Origin of the sequence: Paraburkholderia sp. SG-MS1 (genome assembly GCF_012275575.1) — a bacterium.
In the GTDB taxonomy this organism is placed as follows: domain Bacteria; phylum Pseudomonadota; class Gammaproteobacteria; order Burkholderiales; family Burkholderiaceae; genus Paraburkholderia.
Genome location: NZ_NPIH01000062.1, coordinates 1 through 23393, shown reverse-complemented (window position 1 = coordinate 23393; position 23393 = coordinate 1). Strand labels below are relative to the sequence as shown.

Sequence of the window (23393 nt, the reverse complement as noted above, 5' to 3'; positions counted from 1 at the left end):
TCCGGCGGCTTGCATAACGATATGGGCAGAGCGTCCGCTCATGCCGGGCCGCGCGGATCACTTGTCAAGGAGGCGCTGCGCACGTGGCACGTCAATCGCTTTCGCTGCGCCGTCGGCTGCGCAAGAGACTGCGCGCGGCCGGAGCCGGCGTGACGCGGTATGTGGGCAACCATCCGCTGGTCGCCGGGATGGCCGGGACGCTGGTCGCGGTGGCCATGGCGGGCTTGACCCTGCTCACGCTCGGCATGGGCCGCGCCGACGCGCTCGATCATGCGCGCCAAACGTCGCAGAACCTCGTTTCGATCATTTCCAGCGACCTCGAACGCAATGTCGAAATCTACGATTTGTCGCTGCAGTCGATAGTGGACGGCGCCCGCGACGAGGCCGCGCTAGCGCTTCCCCCCGAGGTGCGCCGCGAGGTGCTGTTCGACCGCGCGACCACCGCGGCCTATCTCGGCGGCGCCTATCTGATCGGCCCGAACGGCGAGGTGCTTGCGTCGCAGAACGACGAGGTCAATGCCACCGTTCGCCTCGCCGATCGTGATTATTTCCTCGCACATCAGCGCAGCCCGAGCGTCGGCCTGTATTTCTCGCACCCGTTCCATTCGCGTCTGCGTGACGGGAAACTGTCGATCGGTCTCACGCGGCGCATCGACGGCGCCGACGGCGCATTTGCCGGTGTCGCGCTGCTGGCTATTCGTATCGAGTATTTCCAGCATCTGCTGGACCGCATCGACACGGGCAAACTGGGCTCGGTGTTCGTCGTGATGGACGACGGCACTTTGCTCGCGCGCAAGCCGTTTTCCGCGCGTGATATCGGCTCGAGCATAGCGAAGTCACCGACGTTCGAAATGATGTCCGCGCGCGATGCCGGTACGTACGAGGCGGTGTCGGCGATGGACGGCGTGCGGCGCATGTACACCTACGCTCGCGTGCCGGGCACGCCGCTGATCGCGGCGGTGGCGCCCGCCGTCGATGAAGTGCTCGAACGGTGGTGGCGTCGCAGCCGCATCGCCGGCGTGCTCACGCTGACATTCGGCGCGGTGTTCGTGATGATTTCGTGGCTGCTGGCGTTCGCGTTGCGCGACAAGCTGCGCGCGCAAGCCGCGCTGATGCGCCTCGCCGCGACCGATCCATTGACCGGGCTCGGCAATCGCCGCGTGCTCGATAACCGGCTCGATGAAGAATGGCGGCGTGCGCGGCGCAGCGGGCAGCCGTTGTCGGTGCTGTTTATCGACATCGATCACTTCAAGCACTTCAACGACGCGTACGGTCACGCAAGTGGCGACGAAGCATTGACCACGGTGGCTGAATGCATCTCGGCGGCGGTGCGGCGCTCGGTCGACGTGGTGGCACGCTACGGCGGCGAGGAGTTCGCGGTGGTGTTGCCGGACACGTCGGCCGAGGGCGCGCTGAGCGTCGCCGAGAAAATCCGCCGCAAGGTGCAGGGCCGGCATGTCGTGCAAAGCCATGGCGAAGGGGTCACGGTGACCGTGAGCGTCGGCTGCGCGACCGGCCTGCCGGCGGCGGGCGAGCGCGCGCTCGATCTGCTGGCTGCCGCCGACCGGCAGCTTTACGCGGCCAAAGCGGGCGGCCGCAACCGGGTCAGTTCGGCGCAGGGGATGGCGCCCTCGATGGCGCCGGATCCGTCGGCGTGAAAGGGCTTGGCCAGGGGCTGTGGCTGGAGGCGCGGCTTACATGACCTTCACGTCCCCGTACTACTGCGCGGCGCAAACCCGCGCAGCGTGATCGCACCGCGCGTGTTGCCACGCGGCGCCGCGCGTTGGCCGATACCGGGTTCATCGGCTCGCGTAAGCGGTTCGACGGGGAAGCCGCGCCGCTGCCACGCATCGAGTCCGCCACGCAGCGCGCGAATCCGCGTGTAGCCGTTGCTGCGCATGCGCTGCGTGACCTCGACGGCGGTCGCGCTATCCGGGCAGATGCAGTAAATCACCATGTCATGCGCGCGCAGCGCGCCGTCGATCTGCTCGGGCGAGTGAGGGTAGAGCGCGAGCGCGCCGGGAATGCGGCTCGGCGCGAACGCGGGCGTGTCCGGGCGTGCATCGAGCACCAGCGACGGCGCGATGCGGCGCCATCCTCCGGCGGCGCGTTGTGCCGATGTGGCGTCCGCGAGCCGGCGCCGTTCGCGGCGTCGCTGGTACAGACGGTAGAGCAGAAAAATCAGCGCCGCGCCCGCGAGAATATCGACGATCGTCCCGCCGCGCGACTCGACGAAGTCGTGCAGCATGTGCAGCTCCCGTTGCGCGGCGGCGCCGCCGAGCAGCCAGAACGTCGCCCAGGCGAGCGCGCTGGCCAGATCCCAGACCGCGTAAATGCGGATGTCGACGGCGGTCGTGCCCATCAGCGGCGGCGTGATGAAGCCGAGCCCAGGGACGAACTTCGAGATCGACACGAGCGGGACGCCGAAGCGCTCGAACAGAGAGCGTGCGGTCTCGACTCTGAAATCGACCGCGGGAGACAGGCGGCTGAGCATCGCGAGTAGCTTGCGGCCATAAAGGCGGCCGGCAGTGAACCAGGCGCCGTCGCCCAGTACCGCGCCGACCACCGCCGCGCCGAGGATCGGCCAGAAGGACAGGGTGCCGGCAGCGATTGCCGACCCCGCGAAGAGCAGCACGGGAACCGCCGGGATCGGCACGCCGAGGCGTGTCAGCAGGACGTTGAGGAATACGACCGCGCCGCCCCAGGTTGACACCGCCGAAGACGGAAAGGCTACCAATTGAGGCGCTCCTGTGAGTGCGGTTGGCCGGCGTGCTGCGCGGACTGCGAAGCGTCGATGCAAAGTACGTTCCCGATGCGTCCTCCGCTCAGGATACCCGATGGGTTGCGTGGCGGAAGGCCGTTGGCGGCGGCCTCCCGATTCCGCCCCGGCACGCCCGGGGTGGGCCGGCAAGCGGGGAGGGCGAGCTTGCCGCCATCGTGCGAACGCGATGCGCGACGGGCGCATGCCCGGCCCGTTAGCCTGGAGTGGCGCTGCAATTTCGTTCAAGACCGTGGGCGCCAGTCCACCTACTCTGGGCTCATCTCTACTTTCCGAACCAACAGGACGACACCATGAACTCGCGCTACGCGGGATACCTGTTTTGCGCGTTGGCGATGCTCGGCGTCGGCAGCACGGTGGTGGTCAGCAAGACGATCGCGGCCGGATTGCCGCCGTTCAGCGCGACCGCGCTGCGCTTCGCGATTGCGTTTGCGCTGTTCGTGCTGATCATGCGCTGGCGCGGCGTGCGCTGGCCGCGCCTCGACCGGCGCGATACCTTGCTCGTGATCGCGCAGGCCGGCGCGGGCAGCGTCGGTTATACGGTGTTGCTCATTAGCGGGATGAGGCTCGCGTCGGCCGTCGATGCCGGTGTGATCGCCGGCACCTTGCCCGCTGTCTCGGCGGGCGTCGCGATGTTTGCACTCGGCGAGCGTCCCGCGCCTGCGCTGCTCGGTGCAATCGTGCTCGCGACCGCGGGTGTGCTCGTGTGTACCGTGCCCGGAGGCGAGCTCGCCGCGCCGCACGCGGGCGGCTCGCTCACGGGCAACGCGCTGGTGTTCGCGGCGGTGGTCTGCGAGGCGCTGTTTATCCTGCTCAACCGCAAGCTGCGCACGCCGGTCGCGCCGCTGCCACTGTCGGCGCTGATGTGCGGGATCGGGCTCGCGGTGGCGCTGGTGCCGGCCTGCTTCGAAACGCCGTGGCGTACGCCCGTCGATGCGCCTGCGCTGCGCGGCGTGCTGTATTACGCGCTCGTGCCGACCGTGCTGGGCTTCTTGCTTTGGTATGCGGGCGCCGCGCGCATCAGCGGCGCGGAAGCCGGACTGACGACCGCGCTCGTGCCGGTAAGCGCGGTGGCGTTCGCCGCGCTCGTGCTGCGCGAGCCCGTGGGTGTGGCGCAACTGGCGGGCGTCGCGTGAGTGCTGGGTGCGGTGCTGCTTGCCACGTTCGGCCGCAAGCGCCTGCCGCGCGGCACGACGTGAGCGGCTGCGCGTTCGGCCGTTGCGGCTACGCCGCCGCGCTCAGGTATTGGCGATCGCCACCGCGCCCGGATTGCCGACGATCGACAGAAATTCGCGCCGCGTCGACGGGTCCGTGCGAAACGTGCCGAGCATGCGCGACGTGACCATCGTGACGCCGGCCTTGTGCACACCGCGCGTCGACATGCACTGATGCGCGGCTTCGAGGATCACACCGACGCCCGCGGGCTGAAGTACTTCGTTCAACGTATCGGCAATCTGCACGGTCATCTTTTCCTGGATCTGCAGCCGCTTGGCGAACGCATCGACGAGGCGCGCCAGCTTCGAGATGCCCACCACCCGATGCTGCGGCAGATACGCGACGTGTGCTCGCCCGATGATCGGCACCATGTGGTGTTCGCAATAGCTTTCGAAGCGGATGTCTTTCAGCACGATCATTTCATCGTAGCCGTCCACTTCGGAAAAAGTGCGGGCAAGGATCTCGCGCGGGTCGACCTGGTAGCCCGCGTAGAACTCCTCATAGGAGCGCACCACGCGCGCCGGGGTGTCGAGCAGGCCTTCGCGTTGCGGATCGTCGCCGGCCCAGCGCAACAGCACGCGCACGGCGGCTTCTGCTTCCTCGCGGCTCGGGCGTTCCACTGCGGATTGGGTCTTGTTTGCGTTGCTGCTGGTCATGCGTTGCTCCTCCGGGATCGCGCGTCGACGCTCACGGGCGCGCGGGGTCAATGAGTGCGGCCATTGTTCCATGTTTTGCGTTCAGTCGTGCCGATGTCCCCTTTCGCTGTCGGGGCGCGCCGGCGGCGACCGCCGTTGCCGCGAAGCAGGCCCCAAGCAGGGCTGCTGCGGGAGCGTTCACTTCGGCCACTCGTCCATCGCGTCGTTGAAGAGTTCGGCGACCACGCCGCGCAGCCAGCTCAAGCGCGGATCGTTATGAAACTTGCGATGCCAGTGCTGGCGCAGATCGAAGCGCGGCAACGGCAGCGGCGGCTCGACCAGCGTGATCGACGCATGCTCGGACACATACGCGAAGCCGATCGCGTGCGGCACCGTCGCGAGCAGATCGCTGCGCGCGAGGATGAACGGCAGGCTCATGAAGTGCGGCGTTTCGAGCACCGCACGGCGCTTGATGCGCTTCTTCTCCAGGTACTGTTCGAGGACTTCCTGGCTGCGTCCCTCGGCGCGTACGACCGCATGGCCCGACGCCACGTATTGGGCGAGCGTGAGCGGCGCTTTCGAAAGCGGATGGCCTGAGCGCATCAGGCAGATGAAGCGGTGGGTGAAGAGCCGCTGCTGAAAGAAGTTATTGCCGGCCAGATCAGGGAAATAGCCGACCGCGAGATCGACGTCGCCCGATTCGAGCCCGCGTTCCACCTGCGAGGGCGACAGCGTCACCGAGCGCAGATTCGCGGACGGCGCGCGTTCGGCGAACAGTTGCAGAAGCCGCGGCAGAAAGACGATTTCGCCGACGTCGGACAGTGCGATCGAAAAGGTGTGGGTGCTAGTGGCGGGATCGAACTCCTGCACGTCGAGCATGCCTTTCTCGATGCGCAGCAGCGCGTCGCGCGCTGCGGGCAGGATCGCGAGCGCGCGCGGCGTGGGCTCCATGCCTTTGGACGTGCGCACGAACAGCGGGTCGTCGAAGTATTCGCGCAGGCGGCCCAGTGCGGTGCTCACGCGCGGCTGGCTGACGCCGAGCTGCTCGGCGGCGCGGCTCACGTTGCGGGCGTCTTCCATCGCGACCAGATAGGGGATCAGGTTCAGATCCAGATGTGTCTCGGACATGCTTTTATGGACTTGGGGTGCTGGGCGTGGCGCTGGCGGGTAGTTATCTGCCTTCAGCATAAAGGGTAGTGGAAAAATCCTCTTTTAGGATAGTGCGATTTTGCTTTTGCCTCTGCGCCCGCAGACCCAACGAGGGCGACCCGAGCTTGTGTCTCGCCGTGCGATACCGTCGCCGAGCGCAACGAACCCGCCCATATCGCGGACAAGAACCTATGATTAAGGGGGATTTCCCTGCCTTGACAAGCCGCCCGGAGGACAACCATAATCGCCTGAGCGTTCGCTAAACGAATCGATGTTCACGTAACGAACAAACTCGGCAGTGAACCAAGCGAAGGCGCCAGCCCGCATCCCTATCGGCGAGCCGCCGCCAGCATGGGCCCGCAGACCGTCCCGCAAGCCCTGCCATTCCCGGGCGGCCAGCCCGGCGGCACGCAGCGCCCCACAAGGAAATTCGACATGATCAACAAGATTTTCGAGTCACTTCAATCGGCCGTCGCCGACGTCCACGACGGCGCGACCGTCATGATCGGCGGCTTCGGCACGGCCGGCATGCCGTCGGAGCTGATCGATGCGCTCATCGAGCAGGGCGCGCGCGACCTCACCATCGTCAACAACAATGCGGGCAACGGCGACATCGGCCTCGCGGCGCTGCTCAAGGCGAAGCGCGTGCGCAAGATCATCTGCTCGTTCCCGCGCCAGACCGACTCGTACGTGTTCGACGCGCTGTATCGCGCGGGAGAGATCGAACTCGAACTGGTGCCGCAAGGCAACCTCGCGGAACGCATCCGTGCGGCGGGCGCGGGCATCGGCGGTTTCTTCACGCCTACCGCTTACGGCACCAAGCTCGCCGAAGGCAAGGAAACCCGTCTGATCGACGGCAAGCATTACGTGCTGGAGTCGCCGCTGCATGCGGACTTCGCGCTGATCAAGGCATATAAGGGCGACCGCTGGGGCAACCTGGTCTATCGCAAGACCGCGCGCAACTTCGGCCCGATCATGGCGAGCGCGGCCAAAACCGCGATCGTGCAGGTGTCGCAAGTGGTGCCGCTCGGCGCGCTCGACCCGGAAAACATCGTGACACCGGGCATTTTCGTGCAACGCGTGATTGAAGTGCCGCAAGCCGCACACGCGCCGATGCCCAATCCTCACGACGCTGCCGCCTAACCGGAGACCCGACATGAAAAAACTGACCCGCGATGAAATGGCCAAGCGCGTTGCGCTGGACATCCCCGAAGGCGCTTACGTCAACCTCGGCATCGGCGTGCCGACGCTGGTGGCCAACCACCTCGGCGCCGACAAGGAAATCTTCCTGCACAGCGAAAACGGCCTGCTCGGCATGGGCCCCGCGCCCGCCAAGGGCGAGGAAGACGACGAACTGATCAACGCCGGCAAGCAGCACGTCACGCTGCTCACCGGCGGCGCTTACTTCCATCACTCGGATTCGTTCGCGATGATGCGCGGCGGCCATCTGGACTTCTGCGTGCTCGGCGCGTTCCAGGTGTCGGCCAAGGGCGACCTGGCGAACTGGCACACCGGCGCGCCCGACGCGATTCCCGCGGTCGGCGGCGCGATGGATCTGGCGATCGGCGCGAAACAGGTCTACGTGATGATGGAGCACCTGACCAAGCAGGGCGAAAGCAAGATCGCCGCCGAGTGCACGTATCCGGTGACGGGTGTGGCTTGCGTCGACCGCATCTACACGGACCTCGCGATGATCGACGTCACCGGGCAGGGGCTCGTGGTGCGCGAGATCTTCTCGGACATCGATTTCGATGCGCTGCACAAGCTGACCGGTGTGCCGCTGATCGACGGCACGCAAGCGGCCCGCGCGGCCTGACGAAACGCGTGGGCGTGGTGCGCCTCGAGTTGTCTGCGCGCCATGACGGTGAGTGAGTGGCAGCGCGCAGGCTCCCTGCCGCGCTTGGCGTCTCGGAGTGACGTGAGGCGGGAATGAGTCATGAGCCTCATCCCGGCCGGCATGCCAACCTGAACGACATGTCGGCCGCGTTTGGCGCACAATACGCCGCAACGTTGTGTGCGCCAGGTTGTCTACAGTGCATGCGACGCTAAGCGGTATGCGTCGCGTTGAGCCTCAACACTACGCTTGCGTCCAACGCAGCGTGTCGGCGCGCTCGGCAAGCCGCGCCAAATCTTCATCCCGATTCCCTCGACTCTCGACGTCATCATGCTCGACTCCAGTGCCCGTCTAACCGGCCTTCTTTGCGGCACACCGCCGATGAACGACATCTGGGCGCCGCGCGCGACGCTGCAACGGATGCTCGACGTGGAAGCGGCGCTCGCGCGCGCCTCGGCCGCGCATCGGGTGATTCCCTCATCCGCCGTGGCCGCGATCGAAGCGGCCTGCCAGGCCGACCAGCTCGACGCAGACGCGCTTGCGCGCGACGCCGCGCTCGGCGGCAATCTCGCGATTCCGCTCGTCAAACAACTCACCGCGCGCGTCAAGGCGGCCGACGCCGAAGCATCGAAATACGTGCACTGGGGCGCGACGAGCCAGGACATCATCGACACGGCGACGGTGCTGCAACTGCGCGACACCTTCGATCTGCTCGACAATGGCCTGCAAGCCACCTGCGACGCGGTGGCGACACTCGCGGCGGCGCATCGCGCGACGCCGATGATCGGCCGCACCTGGTTGCAGCAGGCGCTGCCCATCACGCTCGGCCTGAAATTCGCGCAATGGCTCGACGCGCTGCTGCGTCATCGCGAGCGGCTCGACGCGTTGCGCGCTCGCGTGCTGGTGCTGCAATTCGGCGGCGCGGCGGGCACGCTCGCGAGTCTGCGCGATGCCGCGCCGCAAGTCACGCAGTCGCTCGCGAAAGAACTCGGCCTGGCCGCCCCCACTTTGCCGTGGCACACGCAGCGCGACCGCATTGCCGACACCGCGTCGCTGTTCGGCATGCTGATCGGCACGCTCGGCAAGATCGCGCGTGACATCTCGCTGCAGATGCAAACCGAAATCGACGAACTCGCCGAGCCCGCCGCGGCCGGCAAAGGCGGTTCGTCGACGATGCCGCACAAACGCAACCCGGTCGGCTGCGCGGCCGTGCTGACCGCCGCCACGCGCGCGCCGGGGCTGGTCGCCACGGTGTTCGCCGGCATGGTTCAGGAACACGAGCGCGCGCTCGGCGGCTGGCAAGCCGAGTGGGACGCGCTTCCGGACCTCGCGCGCCTCGCGGGCGGGGCGCTCGCCAATATCCAACAGATCGCGGCCGGGTTGAGCGTGAACGTGCCGCGCCTCGCCGCGAATCTCGACGTCACGCACGGCCTGATTCTCGGCGAGGCCGTGATGCTCGCGCTCGGAGACAGCATCGGGCGGCTCGACGCGCATCATCTGGTCGAACGCGCATCGAAGGCCGCGATCCGCGACGGGCAGACGCTCTTCGAGGTGCTCGCCGCCGACGCGGCCGTCACCGCCCATCTTCCGCTCGAGCGCCTGAAGCAGCTGCTCGACCCCGCTCAATACGTCGGCCAGGCGCACGCTTATGTGGACGCCGCGCTGGCACTTCATACCTCGCGCGCTGAGCGCGCCCATTCCAAGGAGTAACCGGCATGCCCTACGCCGCAGTCAACGGCACCGAGCTTCACTATCGAATCGACGGCGACCGTCACGGCAACGCACCGTGGATCGTGTTGTCGAATTCGCTCGGCAGCGATTTGTCAATGTGGACGCCGCAAGTCGCGGCGCTGTCCAAACATTTCCGCGTGCTGCGCTACGACACGCGCGGTCACGGCCATTCGGAAGCGCCAAAGGGTCCGTACACGATCGACCAGTTGACTGGCGACGTGCTCGGCCTGATGGATACGCTGAAGATCGCCCGCGCGAATTTCTGCGGACTGTCGATGGGCGGCCTGACAGGCGTCGCATTGGCCGCGCGTCATGGCGAGCGCTTCGAACGTGTCGTGCTCTGCAACACGGCCGCGCGCATCGGCTCGCCGGAAGTCTGGGTGCCGCGCGCCGCGAAGGCTCGCGGCGAAGGCATGCTCGCGCTGGCCGACGCGGTGCTGCCGCGCTGGTTCACGGCCGACTACTTCGACCGCGAACCGGTGGTGCTGGCGATGATCCGCGACGTGTTCGTGCATACGGACAAAGAGGGCTACGCATCGAATTGCGATGCGATCGACGCGACCGATCTGCGCCCTGAAACGGCCGGCATCAAGGTGCCGACGCTGGTGATCAGCGGCACGCACGATCTGGCCGCGACCCCCGCGCAAGGGCGCGAACTCGCGCAGTCGATCCCCGGCGCCCGTTATGTCGAACTGGACGCCTCGCATATTTCAAACATCGAGAAGGCCGACGCTTTCACGAAGACCGTGCTCGACTTCCTGACGGAGACGAAATGAACGACGAAGACCGCTACGAAGCCGGACTGGGTGCGCGCCGCGCGGTGTTGGGCAGCGCGCACGTGGATCGCTCGCTTGCGAACCGCACCGAGCTGACCGGGGAGTTTCAGAATTTCATCACCCGCTATGCGTGGGGCGAAATCTGGACGCGTGACGGCTTGCCGCGTCATACGCGCAGCCTGCTGACCATCGCAATGATGGTCGCGCTCAATCGCAGCGAAGAACTCGCGCTGCACCTGCGCGCCGCGAAGAACAACGGCGTGACGCGCGAGCAGATCAAGGAAGTGCTGCTGCAAACCGCGATTTATTGCGGTGTGCCGGCGGCTAATTCCGCGTTTCACCTCGCGGATAAGCTGTTTCGTGAGGATGATGCGGCGGCTGAGGTGAAGTCGTAAGACTGCTCTCGTGTATGTTGCGATGAAAAAACGCGCGCCAGTGATCGGCGCGTTTGATGATTGACACTTCCCACCACCCTACATGCGGGTATCGCAGTAGGGTGTTTTATTTGGGGCGTCCCTCACGCAAAACACGTTGCAGGTCGGAATTGCTCCGCCAACCATTCGCTTGGCCCTCACAGCGAGGATGGACAAAGCAAACTGTCGTTCCATGAAAACGTGAGTCATAGAGACAGCAACGATTTGTGACGTTAGGCCACGCCCGCCGATACGCTTCTGTACCTGGAAGGCCGAATAGCAGACAGTGCTGCCAATCCCCGTATCGTATGTACGAACGCTTGAATCATAAGCGTGCGAAGGTTTTTCTATTGGCGGAAATTTCCACGTTTTGAAGGGATATTTCTGAGCAATAAAAGACGCACCTTGGTTCAGACTATTACAAAAATTAATAAGTCTGCCGAAGGAAAGTATGAAGAACTTCGTACCAAAAAAGTGGCGATTCGGAAGACTGGATCGATTCCTGGTGTTATCGGCATTGCTTTTCTTTGCTAATGCAGCCCACGCGGATGGTGGCGACTCGACATGTCTATCGCTCTATCCGAAATCCGGAGCAGTACAGGGTACTTCGTCATGCAGGCTTACGGCTGCGTCCAACACCCCGGTCGGCCTCGGAAGTTATTCATGCACCGCAAACCTTGACCTGATTACTCAGTGGTGCAATTCGCCGCCTGATGGAACGCCTGAAGATACTTGTCCGGTAGCCGATCCCGTATATCCGGCTACTGGCGCGATGACGCTCACCGAAACCGATTTTGTGAGCGGTGACGACGTACCTTTGATGTTCCGGCGCACCTACCGCGCACAGCCAATGACCCGCAACGACGCCGGCATCGGTTCGCTTTGGCTTCATAATTGGCAGTTGAAGCTCGGAGTGGCGAGTGCGGGCAGCAGCATGCCGCTGGTCTTTGCCTACCGTGCGGACGGCAGCCGCATCACGTTCAATAAAACATCGGGCACGTGGCGCACGGCCGGCTTTAGCGGTCTAGCGCTTACGCAGGATGGATCGGGTTGGACGCTCGTTGACCTCTCTACCCAAACTACGGAGTCGTACTCTCCGCAGGGTGTATTGCTTTCGGTCAATACACATAACGGACGCACGTTCACCCTGATCTATAGCGATGCAACAACGCCATCGACAGTTTCCCCAGCCGCCGGTTTGCTGGTTGCGATTTCAGAGCATGCGGTCGATTACAACCCGGCAGGCGATATAGCCATTCAATTGGTCTATGACCAGAAGCGACGCCTTACGCAGATGACTGACCCGACCGGAAGAGTCACAAAATATGCGTACGATGCGCTGAATAATCTCGTGTCGGTGACATGGCCCGACGGCAATGTGCGCCGCTATGTCTACGAGGACACTCGTTTCGGCGGAGCACTCACTGGTGTAATTGACGAGACGGGGAAGAGAATTGCGACATGGACGTATGACGCGATCGGCCGTGCGACTGCAGTTACCCATCCCGACACAACGCGTAACGTGCAGTTGTCCTATAGCAGTGGAATGACAACCGTGACTGACGGCACGGGCTCGAACACGTTGAACTATTCATGGCTTGGCGACATGCTGCGTCCGTTGAACGGGAACTCGCCCAACGGAGCAAACAGTTTGACCTGGGATGCGTCAGGCAATTTGTTGACGCGGACAAATCCCGTTGGTGAATTCAAATACACCTACGACGATGTGGGTCGCCCCGTGCGTCTGATCGTAAGCGGTGCTAACGGAACGACTGTCACGTCTGTGCGCTACGCTGATACAACTACCTTGCGTCCGTACATGATTGCTTCCCCAGGAAAAATGCGTGCGTTCGCATATGACGCGCAAGGCAATGTCACCGGTATCAGCGACCTGACAACGGACGATCAGACCGGCGAGAACGGGTTCAACGCGCACACGGCTGAAGGCCAGCAGACCACATACGGCGCGTACTACGTCGGCAACAACCTCTCCTATCTTGAGATGTATCAGAACGGCGTAATGACGGGAGCGTGGGGAACGATCTTCGACAACAGTGGCAATCTTCGATCGGTATCCAGTCGTTTCCCAGGCTGGGTGCAGCCAGTGATCATCGCGCGCGACGCTGCGCACCGGATTGCGGGCGTAACACTGAATGAGTTCAGCGCGGACGCTGCTTATGACGCTCGAGGACGCGTTACCACTTTCAGGATTTTCGCCAACGCAGTACCTGAAAGCGGTAACGTCAAACGTAAGCTCCAGGTCGAATACGGCTACTCGCCGGATGGGAAAGTGATTTCGCGTACTGGTACTTTGGAGACGGACAACGGCACGGCCACCGCGATAAGTAGCGACGCCGTCGACCTATGGTTGAATAATTACGAAAACGGTGTGACACCTATCGTCCCAGCCGCTGGCGTGGCGGGATCGCAAACGACCGGCTCCCAGACGGACGTTGAACCGGTGTGCATGGACTGTTACGTGTTCGCCAAGGCGTGGCCTGTACTTGGCCCGGACCCTCGCGCACTCTACAATCCGCAAACCGGCGTCTTGACGGCCGGCGGACCGATGGATATTTCCGTTCAATCGCTGCTCAGCCTGCCCGTGGTCTATTCGTCCTCGCTATTGAATTCGCCTTTGGGTTCGAATTCGTCAACAGATGGCGGAATCGTCAAATGCCATGACGACGGATGTGCCGCGGAGAGCGCAGCCTGTAAGGTCACGTGCTCCGACGCCGCCGGAGATTTCAGAAAACCAAACATATGGTATCGAAATTTTAACAAGTGTTTTGCTGGCTGTTTGCCTGCCCGATGTGGAGGCAATCCGTATCAAGGTTTCGCAGGATCCTAGAGCATGGCGCTATTTCGATGCATCAGAAGTCTGTTAGCGTGAAACTGAGCGAAGGCCATCCGATGTCTAACGGTTATATTGAAAAAACTGCAAGAGGTAATTAAGTGAACGAATCGACCGACGAATACGACGACAATTTCGATGATGACGATGCAGACGACCCGCCTCTGACCGCCGCACAACAGGCGGCAGCAGATCGTCTAAGCGAGGCCGATCTGCGAACGATCGATGCCGCACTTTTTCGGAATTTGACCGGCAATTACCGGAAGGTTGCGCTGATCGTTTCCCTCGGTATGGGTTCCGATACAAGTTTTTATCCGGACATTATCGATGTCTTTTACGCGCAGCGTATCAAGTTGATGGTCGCGAGAGGATTGATCGAGTCGGTTGGGAACTTGAACCGGATGCGTTATAGCGAAGTCCGTTTGCCCCAAGCCGCCAGCGGAGAGTGTATTCCCACTTCGAGCGAGGGGCTGCAACGGGGTCCAATAAAGGACGAGTAAGATATCGATACCGTTTCGCGTTGTCCCGACTATGCCTGCCCACGCCCGCCGCCCCGCGGGCGTTTTCACACGGGGCTGCGTCCGAGTTCGCGGCTATCCACCGCATTCACCGTCAACTCCACCCGCACCGCCCGCAACACCGTATCCTTGATAACTTCGCGCCAATGTTCGAGCGCCGCCTTCTCCATCAACGGCTCGCCGAGAAACGCCCCTAGGGTGTACTGATTGGCGTTATAAAAATAGCCGAGCGACGCGATCATCAGGTACACGTCGCGCGCTTTGATATCCGCGCGAAAAACGTTTTGCGCATGGCCCGCGTCCAATAACTTCTGCACGACGGAAATCGCGTAGCCCGAAATTTCCTTGAGCTTCAGCGATTTTTTCGCATGCTTGCCCTGATGCAGGTTTTCGCTCGACAGCAGCGTGACGAACTCGGGATGATCGAGGTAGTACTGCCAGACGAACTCGACCATCTGTTCGAGGCCGTGTACCGGATCGTCCAGATCGAGATCGAGTTTGCTTTCCGCTTCGTTGAATTGTGTGTAGATCGTTTCCAGGACTTCGACGAACAGTTGCTCCTTGCTGCCGAAGTAGTAATAGATCATGCGGTCGTGCGAGCGTGCAGCCTTTGAAATGCTTTCGACGCGGCCGCTTGCATAACCCTGTTTTGCGAACACCTTGATGGCCGCCTTCAGAATCTTGGCGCGCGTGTCTTGCGCCTGTTTCGCACGGATGCCGGTGGCGCCCGGCTTGCGGGCGGCGGTGGGACTCATGGTGGTCTCGAATCTCGTTGTTGGCGTCAGTCGAACTGCATGCGCGCGAGCCGTTCGGACCAGCTGCCCGGACACGGCGCATCTCCATCATAAGCCCGCTTTGACCGCCGAAGCACGTGCTGCGCGTTCTCATGCATCGGCGTAGATTGAAGCGTGTTTCGCGTGACGATGCCGCGTCGCAGCATTCGCCAACCCCACCCGAAACTCGTTGCACACTCAATTTTGATCGAGTAGATTTCAATTAAGTTTGGTGTAGAAGATACTACATGAACGGTGAGTGACCGCAACATGAAAATAGGCGAGTCACACGAAAGTGCCCTGAAACAAGGGTGATTCGTCGGCCGGGCAGGACCGCTTGTAATGTCGTCGTATGGGAACCCCACCATGACAGAACATACGAAGGTCGATTTCGGTGCAGACGGTGTCGAGGGCGAAACCGCGTCGACGCCCGGTCCAACCGTGCTGGAGAAGGCGGCGCCGCGCAGCGAGCGCATGGCGTCGAACAAGATCGAATGCAATGCGTGTCCGGTGCTGTGCCAGATCTCCGAGGGGCGCACGGGCGCGTGCGATCGTTATGCGAATGCGGACGGGCGGCTGATTCGCGTCGATCCCGTCGTCTTTCTCGCTCGCTCGCCATCCACTGACGAAGCGGGTCAAAAGCAGGAAGCTGCGGTCGAGTTTGGCGGATTGTCGGCCGCGCATGATGCCGCTGCCGAACAGGCGCTGTTCGTGACGGGCGTCGGCGCTTCGTCCACCTATCCCGACTACAAGCCCGCGCCTTTCATCGTCGCCTCGAAACTCGACGACGTCGATATGATCACCGTCGTCACAGAAGGCATTTTCAGCTACTGCAGCTTCAAGGTGAAGATCGACACGGACCGCTTTCTCGGACTGGAGCAATCGAACGTGCGTTGCCACGGCGAGATAGTCGGCCACGTGAGCACGGCGGAGTACGGCTCGCAGATGCTGAGCCTCGGCGGCGTGCACCATCTGACCGGCGGCAGCAGGAAGGAAGGCCGCGTGACCTGCGACATGATGCTCGCGCTGGGCAACAAGGACGCGGTGGAACTGAGCATCGACGGCGGCGCGAGTCTCGTGATTCGCGCGGGCGCGGCGCCGGTGGTCGACGGCGTGGAGGAGCAGCGCATGCGCGTGGGTTGCGGCTCCGCGACCATCGGCATCTTCGCGAAGCAATGGTTCGGCCATGCCGATGAAGTGGTGGTCGTCGACGATCACATTACGGGCGTGCTCACCGAACACCAGGCGGGCCGATGTCTCGGCATGACACGTTCGGGTCTGAAGATTCGCGGACGCAAATCGACGCCCGGCCGCTATTTTCAGGTGGCGAATCCCGGCACGGGCTGGGGCGGCACCGACATTCAGGATCCGCTGGCGATCGTCGAAGGCTTCGACCCTGCCGTTGCGAAACCGGGTCTGCGTTTGCTGATGGTGTCGACCACCGGCGAACACGCACAATGGTACGAACTCGACCAGGACCTCGTGCCGCGCATCGCACCGATGCCGGACGCGGTGCGCCGCACGGTCGAGCGCATTGGTGAGAACTGCGAGCCATCGCTCGCCACGGTGCTGTTTCTCGGCGGCGCGGGCGGCAGTTTGCGCGCGGGTGCGACTGAGAACCCGGTGCTGCTTACGCGCGCGATCAAACAGAAGCAGGTGAACGTGACGTGTGGGGGCGCGCCGGCCTATGTATGGCCTGGCGGCGGCATCACCGTGATGGTGGATGTCTCGCGCATGCCCGACCATTCGTTCGGCACGGTGCCGACGCCTGCGATCGTCGCGCCAATCGAATTCACAATGACGTATGACGCGTATCGCGACCTGGGCGGCCATCTCGACGCGGTGCGCTCATTGGAGAGTGTGCTCGCGAACGGGCCGCAGCATACCGACGGAGCGCCGCTCTCGCGCCGAACACTGGCGCGTAACCCCGACAATCCGTGGCCGCCCGCGATGCCGCCAATGCTCGGCTAACGGCGCGAATCATACGAACTCCGCTCACACGAGAACGCGATCCATCCGATGACCCCCACCCGCACCCGGCTCGATGCAAGCCGCTGGCATTGGCAGCATGGGCCGATCGATCTGATCCTCAGCGCGGACGGCGAGCCCGCGGCGGTGCAGGCCGCGTATCAGGCGTGCTGGGCGCGTTTCGCCGACGTATTATCCGAGCTGGTCGGCGAATTGAAGCTGCTTCGGCAGCCCATACACATCGATGACGCACTGAACGGCACCGTGTTGCATGGCCCGGTGGCGCGCCGCATGTGGTCCGCGTGCCACCCTCATCGCGCGCGCTACATCACGCCGATGGCGGCCGTGGCGGGCAGTGTGGCCGATGAACTGATCACGGCGTTTGCCCGCGAAGGCATCGCGCGCGCGTTCATCAACAACGGCGGGGACATCGCGCTTTATCTGGCCCAGGGCCAGCAGTACCGCGTCGGCGTATTCGCCGATCTCGCGAACTGCTCGGGCGCACATCTCTCGCGCGATCACGCGCTCGACGCGGAACTGACGCTCGACGCCGGCCTGCCGGTGCGTGGCATCGCGACCAGTGGCTGGCGCGGGCGCAGCTTCAGTCTCGGCATCGCCGACAGCGTGACGGTGCTCGCTCGCAACGCCGCCACCGCCGACGCCGCCGCGACGATGATCGCCAATGCCGTGAATCTGGACGACGAACTGGCGCACGGCCTGGCACACGTGGGAATCGTGCGTCGTCCAGCTTCGTCGCTGAAAGACGATAGCGACCTCGGTGACCAGCTCGTCACCGTCGACGTCCCTGCATTGCCGTCGGCGCTGATCGACCTCGCGCTCGCGCGCGGCGTGGAGGCCGCGCAGCGTCTGCGCGTGCGAGGCCTGATCGAAGGTGCCGCGCTGTTCATGCAAGGGCGGGCGCGCGTCGCCGGGATTCACGAGACCGGCGCGTGGCTCACGTCGCGCGCGCCTACAACAACGGAGGCTCCGTGTTCGAAATACGCCGCGTGCTGACGCACGTCGAAGACATCTTTCACGAGTTCGGCCCCGCGCCCGCGCAGCCGCTCAGACGCGGCGCGATTGCCGCGGTGATCACGAACCCGTTCGCGGGCCGTTACGAAGCGAACATCCAGCACGCGATGGAAGCGCTCAAGCCGATCGGCTTCGATATGGCGCAGCGACTGCTGGCGGCGATGGATGTGCCGCATGCGTCGATCGAAAGTTACGGCAAAGGCGCGATTGTCGGCTCGCGGGGCGAACTCGAGCATGGCGCGCTGTGGCATGTGCCCGGCGGCTATGCGATGCGCGAGTTGCTGGAGAAGAACGGCGTGCCGACCAACGCCATCGTGCCGTCGACGAAAAAAGTCGGCGCGCCGTCCACCGCGCTCGACGTGCCGCTCACGCACGTCAACGCGAGCTACGTGCGCAGTCATTTCGATGCGATCGAGGTGCGCGTGCCCGGCGCGCCCGCCGCGGACGAACTGGTCTACATCCTCGTGATGAGCACCGGGCAGCGCGTGCATGCGCGCGTCGGCGGTCTCGCGAAAGAGGCGATCGTGGGTCAGGACGGTTTGCGCTGAAGCATTGCGTCCTCACAGCAAAACGCCGCAATATCGACACTCGGAGAGCGAAATGGCAATCAAGCTTCGCAAGCTGGTCGTGCAGGTGGACGAAACACGCATTGAAATGGGGCAGACCATCGATCCGCCCGCGCGCCGCGCGGTCGCGATCGCGGTGATCGACAATCCGTATGCTGGCCGCTACGAGGCCAAACTCGACGCGCTGATCGAAGCCGGTGAAGAGTTGGGCGCACTGCTCGGCAAGCGCTGCGTCGAAGCGCTCGGTATCGCGCCCGGCGAGGCGCAGAGTTACGGCAAGGCCGCGATCGTCGGCGAAGCGGGGGAGCTGGAGCACGCCGCCGCGATTCTGCATCCCAAGCTCGGCGCACCGCTGCGGGTGGCGGTGGAGAAGGGCGCGGCGCTGGTCCCGTCGGCGAAAAAGATGGGCACGCTCGGCACCGCGATCGACGTGCCGCTCGGCCACAAGGACGCCGCCTTCGTGCGCAGTCATTTCGACGCGATCGAAGCGCGCGTTCCGGACGCGCCGCGCGCCAACGAAATCGTCGTGGCGGTCGCGGTGACGGCGTCGGGCCGGCCGCTGCCGCGTATCGGCGGACTGCAGGTGAGTGAGATCAAAGGCGAGGACGGTTTGCGCTGAACGGTTTGCGCTGAGTTTTGCTTTCGGTTATTTTCGCAGGCCCCGAAGGGGACTTTCTACGGGTGTGATGCCGTTGACGTGTGCGCGCATGGGGCCGCATGCGCTGCAACGTCTGCCGGGCGGCACGTGTGCGATTACCGCATACGTGCCGCCCGGCGAGCTGCCGAGGGTCGCGATGTTTTCGAATTTGCTGGTACAGCTGGTCAACGGACTCGCCGATGCGTCGACGCTGTTTCTCGTCGCCGCCGGTTTGTCGCTGATCTTCGGCGTGACGCGCATCGTCAATTTTGCGCATGGCTCGTTCTATATGTTCGGTATCTATGTCGCGTATAGCATCGCGAGCCGCTTCGGACAGTCGGCGGCCGGCTTCTGGCTGTCGGTGCTGGCCGCCGCGCTCGTGGTTGCGGTGCTCGGCGCGCTCGTCGAGATGATCGTCTTGCGGCGCATCTACCAGGCGCCCGAGTTGTTTCACCTGCTCGCCACCTTCGCGCTGGTGCTGATTTTCCGCGACGCCGCGCTATGGCTGTGGGGTCCGGAAGACCTGTTCGGGCCACGCGCGCCGCATCTGGCCGGCGCGGTCGACTTCCTCGGCCATCCGCTGCCGACTTACGACATCGCCTTGATCGTGATCGGGCCCGTGGTGTTGCTGCTGCTCTGGTATGCGTTGACGCGCACGCGCTGGGGCACGCTGGTGCGTGCCGCGACTCAGGATCGCGAGATGCTCGGCGCGCTCGGCATCAATCAGGCGTGGTTGTTTACCGGCGTGTTTTTCGTCGGCGCGTTTCTCGCCGGTCTCGGCGGCGCGCTGCAAGGGCCGCGCATGTCGGCGAATCTGTCGCTGGACCTGGAGACGATCGGCAATGCGTTCGTCGTGGTCGTGGTCGGCGGCATGGGATCGATTCCGGGCGCGTTCGTCGCCGCGTTGATCATCGCGGAGATCAAGGCGCTGTGCATCGGCATCGGTCACGTGACGATCTTCGGCGTCGGCTTGTCGTTGAGCCGCTTCACGCTAGTGGCCGAATTTGTCGTGATGGCGCTCGTGCTGGTGGTGCGGCCCTGGGGTCTGCTGGGCCGTGCGAGCGCCGCGGTGCGCGGCATGGCAGCGCCGGACACGCCGTTGCGTCCGGCGGGCAAGCGGCTCAAATGGCTGGCCGCGCTCGTGTTGCTGATTCTCGTGCTCGCGCCGCTCGCGGCTAACGCATTTCCCTACATGCCCGTGCTGCTGGTCGAGATACTCATTGCCGTGCTGTTCGCGACGAGCCTGCATTTCATCATGGGACCGGGTGGCATGCATTCGTTCGGCCACGCCGCTTACTTCGGTCTCGGCGCATACGGCGCCGCGTTGTTCCTCAAAGTGCTGAATCTGCCGATGGAAGCCGCCTTGCTGCTCGGCCCGTCATTGGCGGTCGGCGGCGCGCTAATGTTCGGCTGGTTCTGCGTGCGTCTGTCCGGCGTCTACCTCGCGATGCTGACGCTCGCGTTCGCGCAGATCGTCTGGTCGGTGGTGTTCCAGTGGGACGATGTGACTGGCGGCAGCAATGGTGTGCTGGGCTTGTGGCCGGCGAACTGGTTGTCGTCTCCGGTAGCGTTTTACTATCTGACGCTCGTCTGCGCGGTGATCGGCGTGTGGCTGCTGCGCAAGATGCTGTTCTCGCCACTGGGATACGCGATGCGCGCGTCGCGCGATTCCGTGTTGCGCGCCGAGGCGATCGGCATCGACGTGAAGCGGGTGCAGTGGGCGGCGTTCGTGATCGCGTCGCTGTTCTGCGGGCTCGCCGGCTCGCTGTACGCGTTTTCCAAGGGGACGATCTCGCCGGAAGTGATCAGCGTGAGCCGTTCGGTGGACGGGCTCGTGATGGTGCTGCTCGGCGGCTTGCAGACCCTGAGCGGACCGATCGTCGGCGCGGCCGTGTTCACCTGGCTGCAGGACACGGTCGCGCGGCAAACCGACTACTGGCAGGCGCTGCTCGGCATCGCGATCCTGCTGCTGGTGATCGCGTTTCCGCAGGGAATCGTCGGATTCGTCCGCGAGCGTTTCGGCGACGACAGCGCCGACGCCGCGGACACGAGCACCGCGCAGCCGTCGCAACGCGCAACTGCGGTCAAGGAGGGACTATGACCCTGCTGCGCGTCTGCGGTCTCTCGCGATCGTTCGGCGGCCTGAAGGCGGTCGATAACGTCTCGTTCGATCTAGAAGCCGGTCAGCTCCTCGCGCTGCTCGGGCCGAACGGCGCGGGCAAGTCGACCTGTTTCAACATGGTCAACGGGCAGTTGCCGCCGTCGGCGGGATCGATCCGCCTCGACGGTCAGGAACTGGTCGGCATGCGTCCGCGCGACATCTGGCGGCTCGGTGTCGGCCGCACGTTCCAGATTGCCGCCACCTTCAATTCGATGACCGTGCTGGAAAACGTGCAGACGGCGCTGGTCTCGCGCGAACGCAACACCTTCGGTCTATGGAAGTCCGCGGGCTCGCGTTACACCGACGAAGCGTTCGCGCTGCTCGAACAGGTCGGCATGGGCGCGGACGCGCATCGCGCGTGCGGCGTGCTCGCGTATGGCGACGTGAAGCGTGTCGAACTGGCCATTGCATTGGCCAACCGTCCGAAGCTGCTGCTGATGGACGAACCGACCGCCGGCATGGCGCCGAAGGAGCGTAACGAGTTGATGGCGCTCACCAAACGGCTCGTCATCGAACACAGGATCGGCGTGCTGTTTACGGAGCACAGCATGGACGTCGTATTCGCGTACGCCGATCGCATGATCGTGCTGGCGCGCGGCAAGCTGATCGCCGAGGGCGATGCCGACACGATCCGCAACGACCCGCGCGTGCAGGAAGTCTATTTCGGCACGGGCAAGACTTTCCGTCCACACGCGCCGTTGCATGACACGGCGAACGGCCAGGCAAGACCAGCAGAACAGGCAGGACGAGGAGCGCAGCAATGAGCGGGCCGATGCTGAAAGTCTCTGGTCTCAATGCGTTTTATGGCCGCGCACACATCCTGTTCGACGTCGGTCTCGAAGTCGGCCGTGGTGAAGTCGTTGCGCTCATGGGCCGCAACGGCGCTGGCAAATCGACGACGATGAAAGCGGTGATGGGCCTGCTGCCGCGCCGTCACGGCGAGGTGACGTTTCGCGGGCAGAACATCGCCGCGTTGCCGCCGTACAAGATCGCGCGAATGGGTATGGGCTTCGTGCCCGAAGACCGCCGCGTATTTGCCGATCTCACCGTGATGGAGAACCTCGACGCTGGCCGTCAGCCGCCGCGCGAAGGCGCGCCGCAATGGACGCCGGACAAGCTGTTTCGCCTCTTTCCCAATCTCGGCGAAATGCCGCGGCGCCCAGGCGGGCAGATGAGCGGCGGCGAACAGCAGATGCTGACCGTGTCGCGCACCTTGATGGGCAATCCGTATCTGGTGCTGCTCGACGAACCGTCGGAGGGCGTGGCGCCCGTGATCGTCGAGCAGATGGCGAACATGATTCTCGAACTCAAGCGCGAAGGGCTGGCGATTCTGTTGTCTGAACAGAACCTGCACTTCGCCGAGCTGGTCAGCGACCGCGCGTACGTGCTCGAAAAAGGGCAGATCCGTTTCAGCGGCACGATCGGCGAACTCGCCCAGAACGAAACAGTCAGGCGCGCTTATCTGAGCGTGTGATTCCAGCGGCGCGCGGCGCGTGCGCGAGGCACGTCCGCGTGGCCGGGCAATCGTTGCGAAAGGAGAGGCAGATGGCAGCAGAGACGTTGACAGGCTTGTCGGGCAAGGTCGCGATAACGAACATCGGGCTGCTGTTGTCCGGCGATATCGACCAGCCGATTCTCGACGCGACCACACTGGTGATCGACGATGGCGTGATCGTCGCGCTCGGCAGGGAGAAGGACTGCGACCTCGAAGGCGCGCGCACCACGGTCGATTGCAAAGGCACGACCGTCGCGCCCGGCCTGATCGACTCGCATGTGCATCCGGTATTCGGCGACTGGACGCCGCGCCAGAACCAGATGGGCTGGATCGAATCGAATCTGAACGGCGGCGTGACGACGATGATCTCCGCCGGCGAAGTGCATTTGCCTGGCCGTCCGAAAGATGTGCTCGGCGTGAAGGCGCTGGCGATCACCGCGCAACGGTCGTTCGAAGGGATGCGCGGCGCGGGTGTCGGCGGCGGCGTGAAGGTGATGGCGGGCGCGCCCGTGATCGAGAAGGGCATGGTCGAAGAGGACTTCAAGGAGCTGTCGGAAGCGGGCGTGAAGCTGCTCGGCGAAGTCGGACTCGGCAGCGTGAAGGGCGGCGAGGAAGCCGCGCAAATGGTGGCGTGGGCGCGCAAGTACGGCATTCAAAGCACGATTCACACGGGCGGGCCGTCGATTCCCGGCTCGGGGTTGATCGATCGCGATGTGGTGCTCGCCGCCGACGCCGACGTGATCGGCCACATCAACGGCGGGCATACGTCGCTGTCGTACCGGCATGTGTGCGATCTGTGCGAGCAGTCGAGCCGCGCGCTGGAGATCGTCCACAACGGCAACGAACGGATCGCCTTGCTG

General features: G+C 64.0%; 20 protein-coding genes and 1 pseudogene. 17 read left to right on the top strand and 4 right to left on the bottom strand.

Annotation, left to right across the window (positions count from 1 at the left end; genetic code table 11):
* The first annotated feature begins 83 nt into the window (after positions 1 to 83).
* Complete coding sequence (locus CIC12_RS04630) at positions 84 to 1658, top strand: diguanylate cyclase (protein WP_168662597.1); 1575 nt, start codon at positions 84 to 86, stop codon at positions 1656 to 1658.
* 47 nt (positions 1659 to 1705) lie between these two features.
* Here the strand turns inward: CIC12_RS04630 and CIC12_RS04625 are convergent, their stop codons facing one another.
* The gene (locus CIC12_RS04625; protein WP_168662595.1) at positions 1706 to 2737 is read right to left on the bottom strand and encodes a VTT domain-containing protein; all 1032 of its coding nucleotides are present in this window, start codon (positions 2735 to 2737) and stop codon (positions 1706 to 1708) included.
* 335 nt (positions 2738 to 3072) lie between these two features.
* On the opposite strand from CIC12_RS04625, the gene CIC12_RS04620 reads away from it, so the two are divergent.
* The gene (locus tag CIC12_RS04620) at positions 3073 to 3915 is read left to right on the top strand and encodes a DMT family transporter (RefSeq protein WP_168662593.1); all 843 of its coding nucleotides are present in this window, start codon (positions 3073 to 3075) and stop codon (positions 3913 to 3915) included.
* Positions 3916 to 4017: 102 nt separating this feature from the next.
* Here the strand turns inward: CIC12_RS04620 and folE are convergent, their stop codons facing one another.
* Complete coding sequence (gene folE / locus CIC12_RS04615) at positions 4018 to 4650, bottom strand: GTP cyclohydrolase I FolE (protein ID WP_168662591.1); 633 nt, start codon at positions 4648 to 4650, stop codon at positions 4018 to 4020.
* A 177-nt stretch (positions 4651 to 4827) separates the two neighbouring features.
* On the bottom strand, positions 4828 to 5757 hold the full coding sequence (locus CIC12_RS04610) for a LysR family transcriptional regulator (RefSeq protein WP_121323534.1): 930 nt from the start codon (positions 5755 to 5757) through the stop codon (positions 4828 to 4830).
* A gap of 456 nt (positions 5758 to 6213) precedes the next feature.
* Here CIC12_RS04610 and CIC12_RS04605 point away from each other — a divergent pair, with 456 nt between their 5' ends.
* The 7 genes from CIC12_RS04605 to CIC12_RS32935 all read left to right on the top strand — a co-directional run bounded on the left by CIC12_RS04605 (position 6214) and on the right by CIC12_RS32935 (position 13883).
* On the top strand, positions 6214 to 6921 hold the full coding sequence (locus CIC12_RS04605; RefSeq protein WP_168662589.1) for a 3-oxoacid CoA-transferase subunit A: 708 nt from the start codon (positions 6214 to 6216) through the stop codon (positions 6919 to 6921).
* A 13-nt stretch (positions 6922 to 6934) separates the two neighbouring features.
* Positions 6935 to 7594: a 3-oxoacid CoA-transferase subunit B gene (locus CIC12_RS04600; protein WP_168662587.1), complete on the top strand. Its 660-nt coding sequence runs from the start codon at positions 6935 to 6937 to the stop codon at positions 7592 to 7594.
* A gap of 348 nt (positions 7595 to 7942) precedes the next feature.
* Positions 7943 to 9322: a 3-carboxy-cis,cis-muconate cycloisomerase gene (locus CIC12_RS04595; protein WP_168662601.1), complete on the top strand. Its 1380-nt coding sequence runs from the start codon at positions 7943 to 7945 to the stop codon at positions 9320 to 9322.
* Between the two features lie 5 nt (positions 9323 to 9327).
* Positions 9328 to 10119 (top strand): 3-oxoadipate enol-lactonase, encoded by a 792-nt coding sequence (gene pcaD / locus CIC12_RS04590; protein WP_168662585.1) that lies wholly within the window; start codon positions 9328 to 9330, stop codon positions 10117 to 10119.
* A complete protein-coding gene (gene pcaC / locus CIC12_RS04585) occupies positions 10116 to 10514 on the top strand; it encodes a 4-carboxymuconolactone decarboxylase (protein WP_168662583.1) in 399 nt (132 codons plus the stop codon). Before pcaD ends, pcaC begins: the two co-directional genes overlap by 4 nt.
* Before the next feature lie 469 nt (positions 10515 to 10983).
* Positions 10984 to 13380, top strand: a complete 2397-nt coding sequence (locus CIC12_RS04580; RefSeq protein WP_168662581.1) for a DUF6531 domain-containing protein — start codon at positions 10984 to 10986, stop codon at positions 13378 to 13380.
* A 104-nt stretch (positions 13381 to 13484) separates the two neighbouring features.
* Positions 13485 to 13883, top strand: coding sequence for a DUF3658 domain-containing protein (locus tag CIC12_RS32935; protein ID WP_168662579.1), 399 nt, complete (start codon positions 13485 to 13487; stop codon positions 13881 to 13883).
* Positions 13884 to 13948: 65 nt separating this feature from the next.
* Here the strand turns inward: CIC12_RS32935 and CIC12_RS04570 are convergent, their stop codons facing one another.
* Complete coding sequence (locus CIC12_RS04570) at positions 13949 to 14656, bottom strand: TetR family transcriptional regulator (RefSeq protein ID WP_168662577.1); 708 nt, start codon at positions 14654 to 14656, stop codon at positions 13949 to 13951.
* 384 nt (positions 14657 to 15040) lie between these two features.
* Here CIC12_RS04570 and CIC12_RS04565 point away from each other — a divergent pair, with 384 nt between their 5' ends.
* The 8 genes and pseudogenes from CIC12_RS04565 to CIC12_RS04530 all read left to right on the top strand — a co-directional run.
* Positions 15041 to 16645, top strand: coding sequence for a 6-hydroxynicotinate reductase (locus CIC12_RS04565; protein WP_168662575.1), 1605 nt, complete (start codon positions 15041 to 15043; stop codon positions 16643 to 16645).
* 48 nt (positions 16646 to 16693) lie between these two features.
* A complete protein-coding gene (locus CIC12_RS04560) occupies positions 16694 to 17656 on the top strand; it encodes a UPF0280 family protein (RefSeq protein WP_168662573.1) in 963 nt (320 codons plus the stop codon).
* A complete protein-coding gene (locus CIC12_RS04555) occupies positions 17632 to 18222 on the top strand; it encodes an amino acid synthesis family protein (protein ID WP_168662571.1) in 591 nt (196 codons plus the stop codon). Before CIC12_RS04560 ends, CIC12_RS04555 begins: the two co-directional genes overlap by 25 nt.
* Positions 18223 to 18274: 52 nt before the next feature.
* The gene (locus CIC12_RS04550; RefSeq protein WP_168662569.1) at positions 18275 to 18859 is read left to right on the top strand and encodes an amino acid synthesis family protein; all 585 of its coding nucleotides are present in this window, start codon (positions 18275 to 18277) and stop codon (positions 18857 to 18859) included.
* Positions 18860 to 19034: 175 nt separating this feature from the next.
* Positions 19035 to 20978 (top strand): ABC transporter permease, encoded by a 1944-nt coding sequence (locus CIC12_RS04545; protein ID WP_168662599.1) that lies wholly within the window; start codon positions 19035 to 19037, stop codon positions 20976 to 20978.
* A complete protein-coding gene (locus CIC12_RS04540; protein WP_168662567.1) occupies positions 20975 to 21802 on the top strand; it encodes an ABC transporter ATP-binding protein in 828 nt (275 codons plus the stop codon). The genes CIC12_RS04545 and CIC12_RS04540 overlap by 4 nt, the downstream gene beginning before the upstream one ends.
* Positions 21799 to 22512: an ABC transporter ATP-binding protein gene (locus CIC12_RS04535; protein ID WP_168662565.1), complete on the top strand. Its 714-nt coding sequence runs from the start codon at positions 21799 to 21801 to the stop codon at positions 22510 to 22512. The genes CIC12_RS04540 and CIC12_RS04535 overlap by 4 nt, the downstream gene beginning before the upstream one ends.
* Before the next feature lie 71 nt (positions 22513 to 22583).
* Positions 22584 to 23393 (top strand): annotated as a pseudogene (locus CIC12_RS04530) (amidohydrolase family protein); the annotation flags it as partial.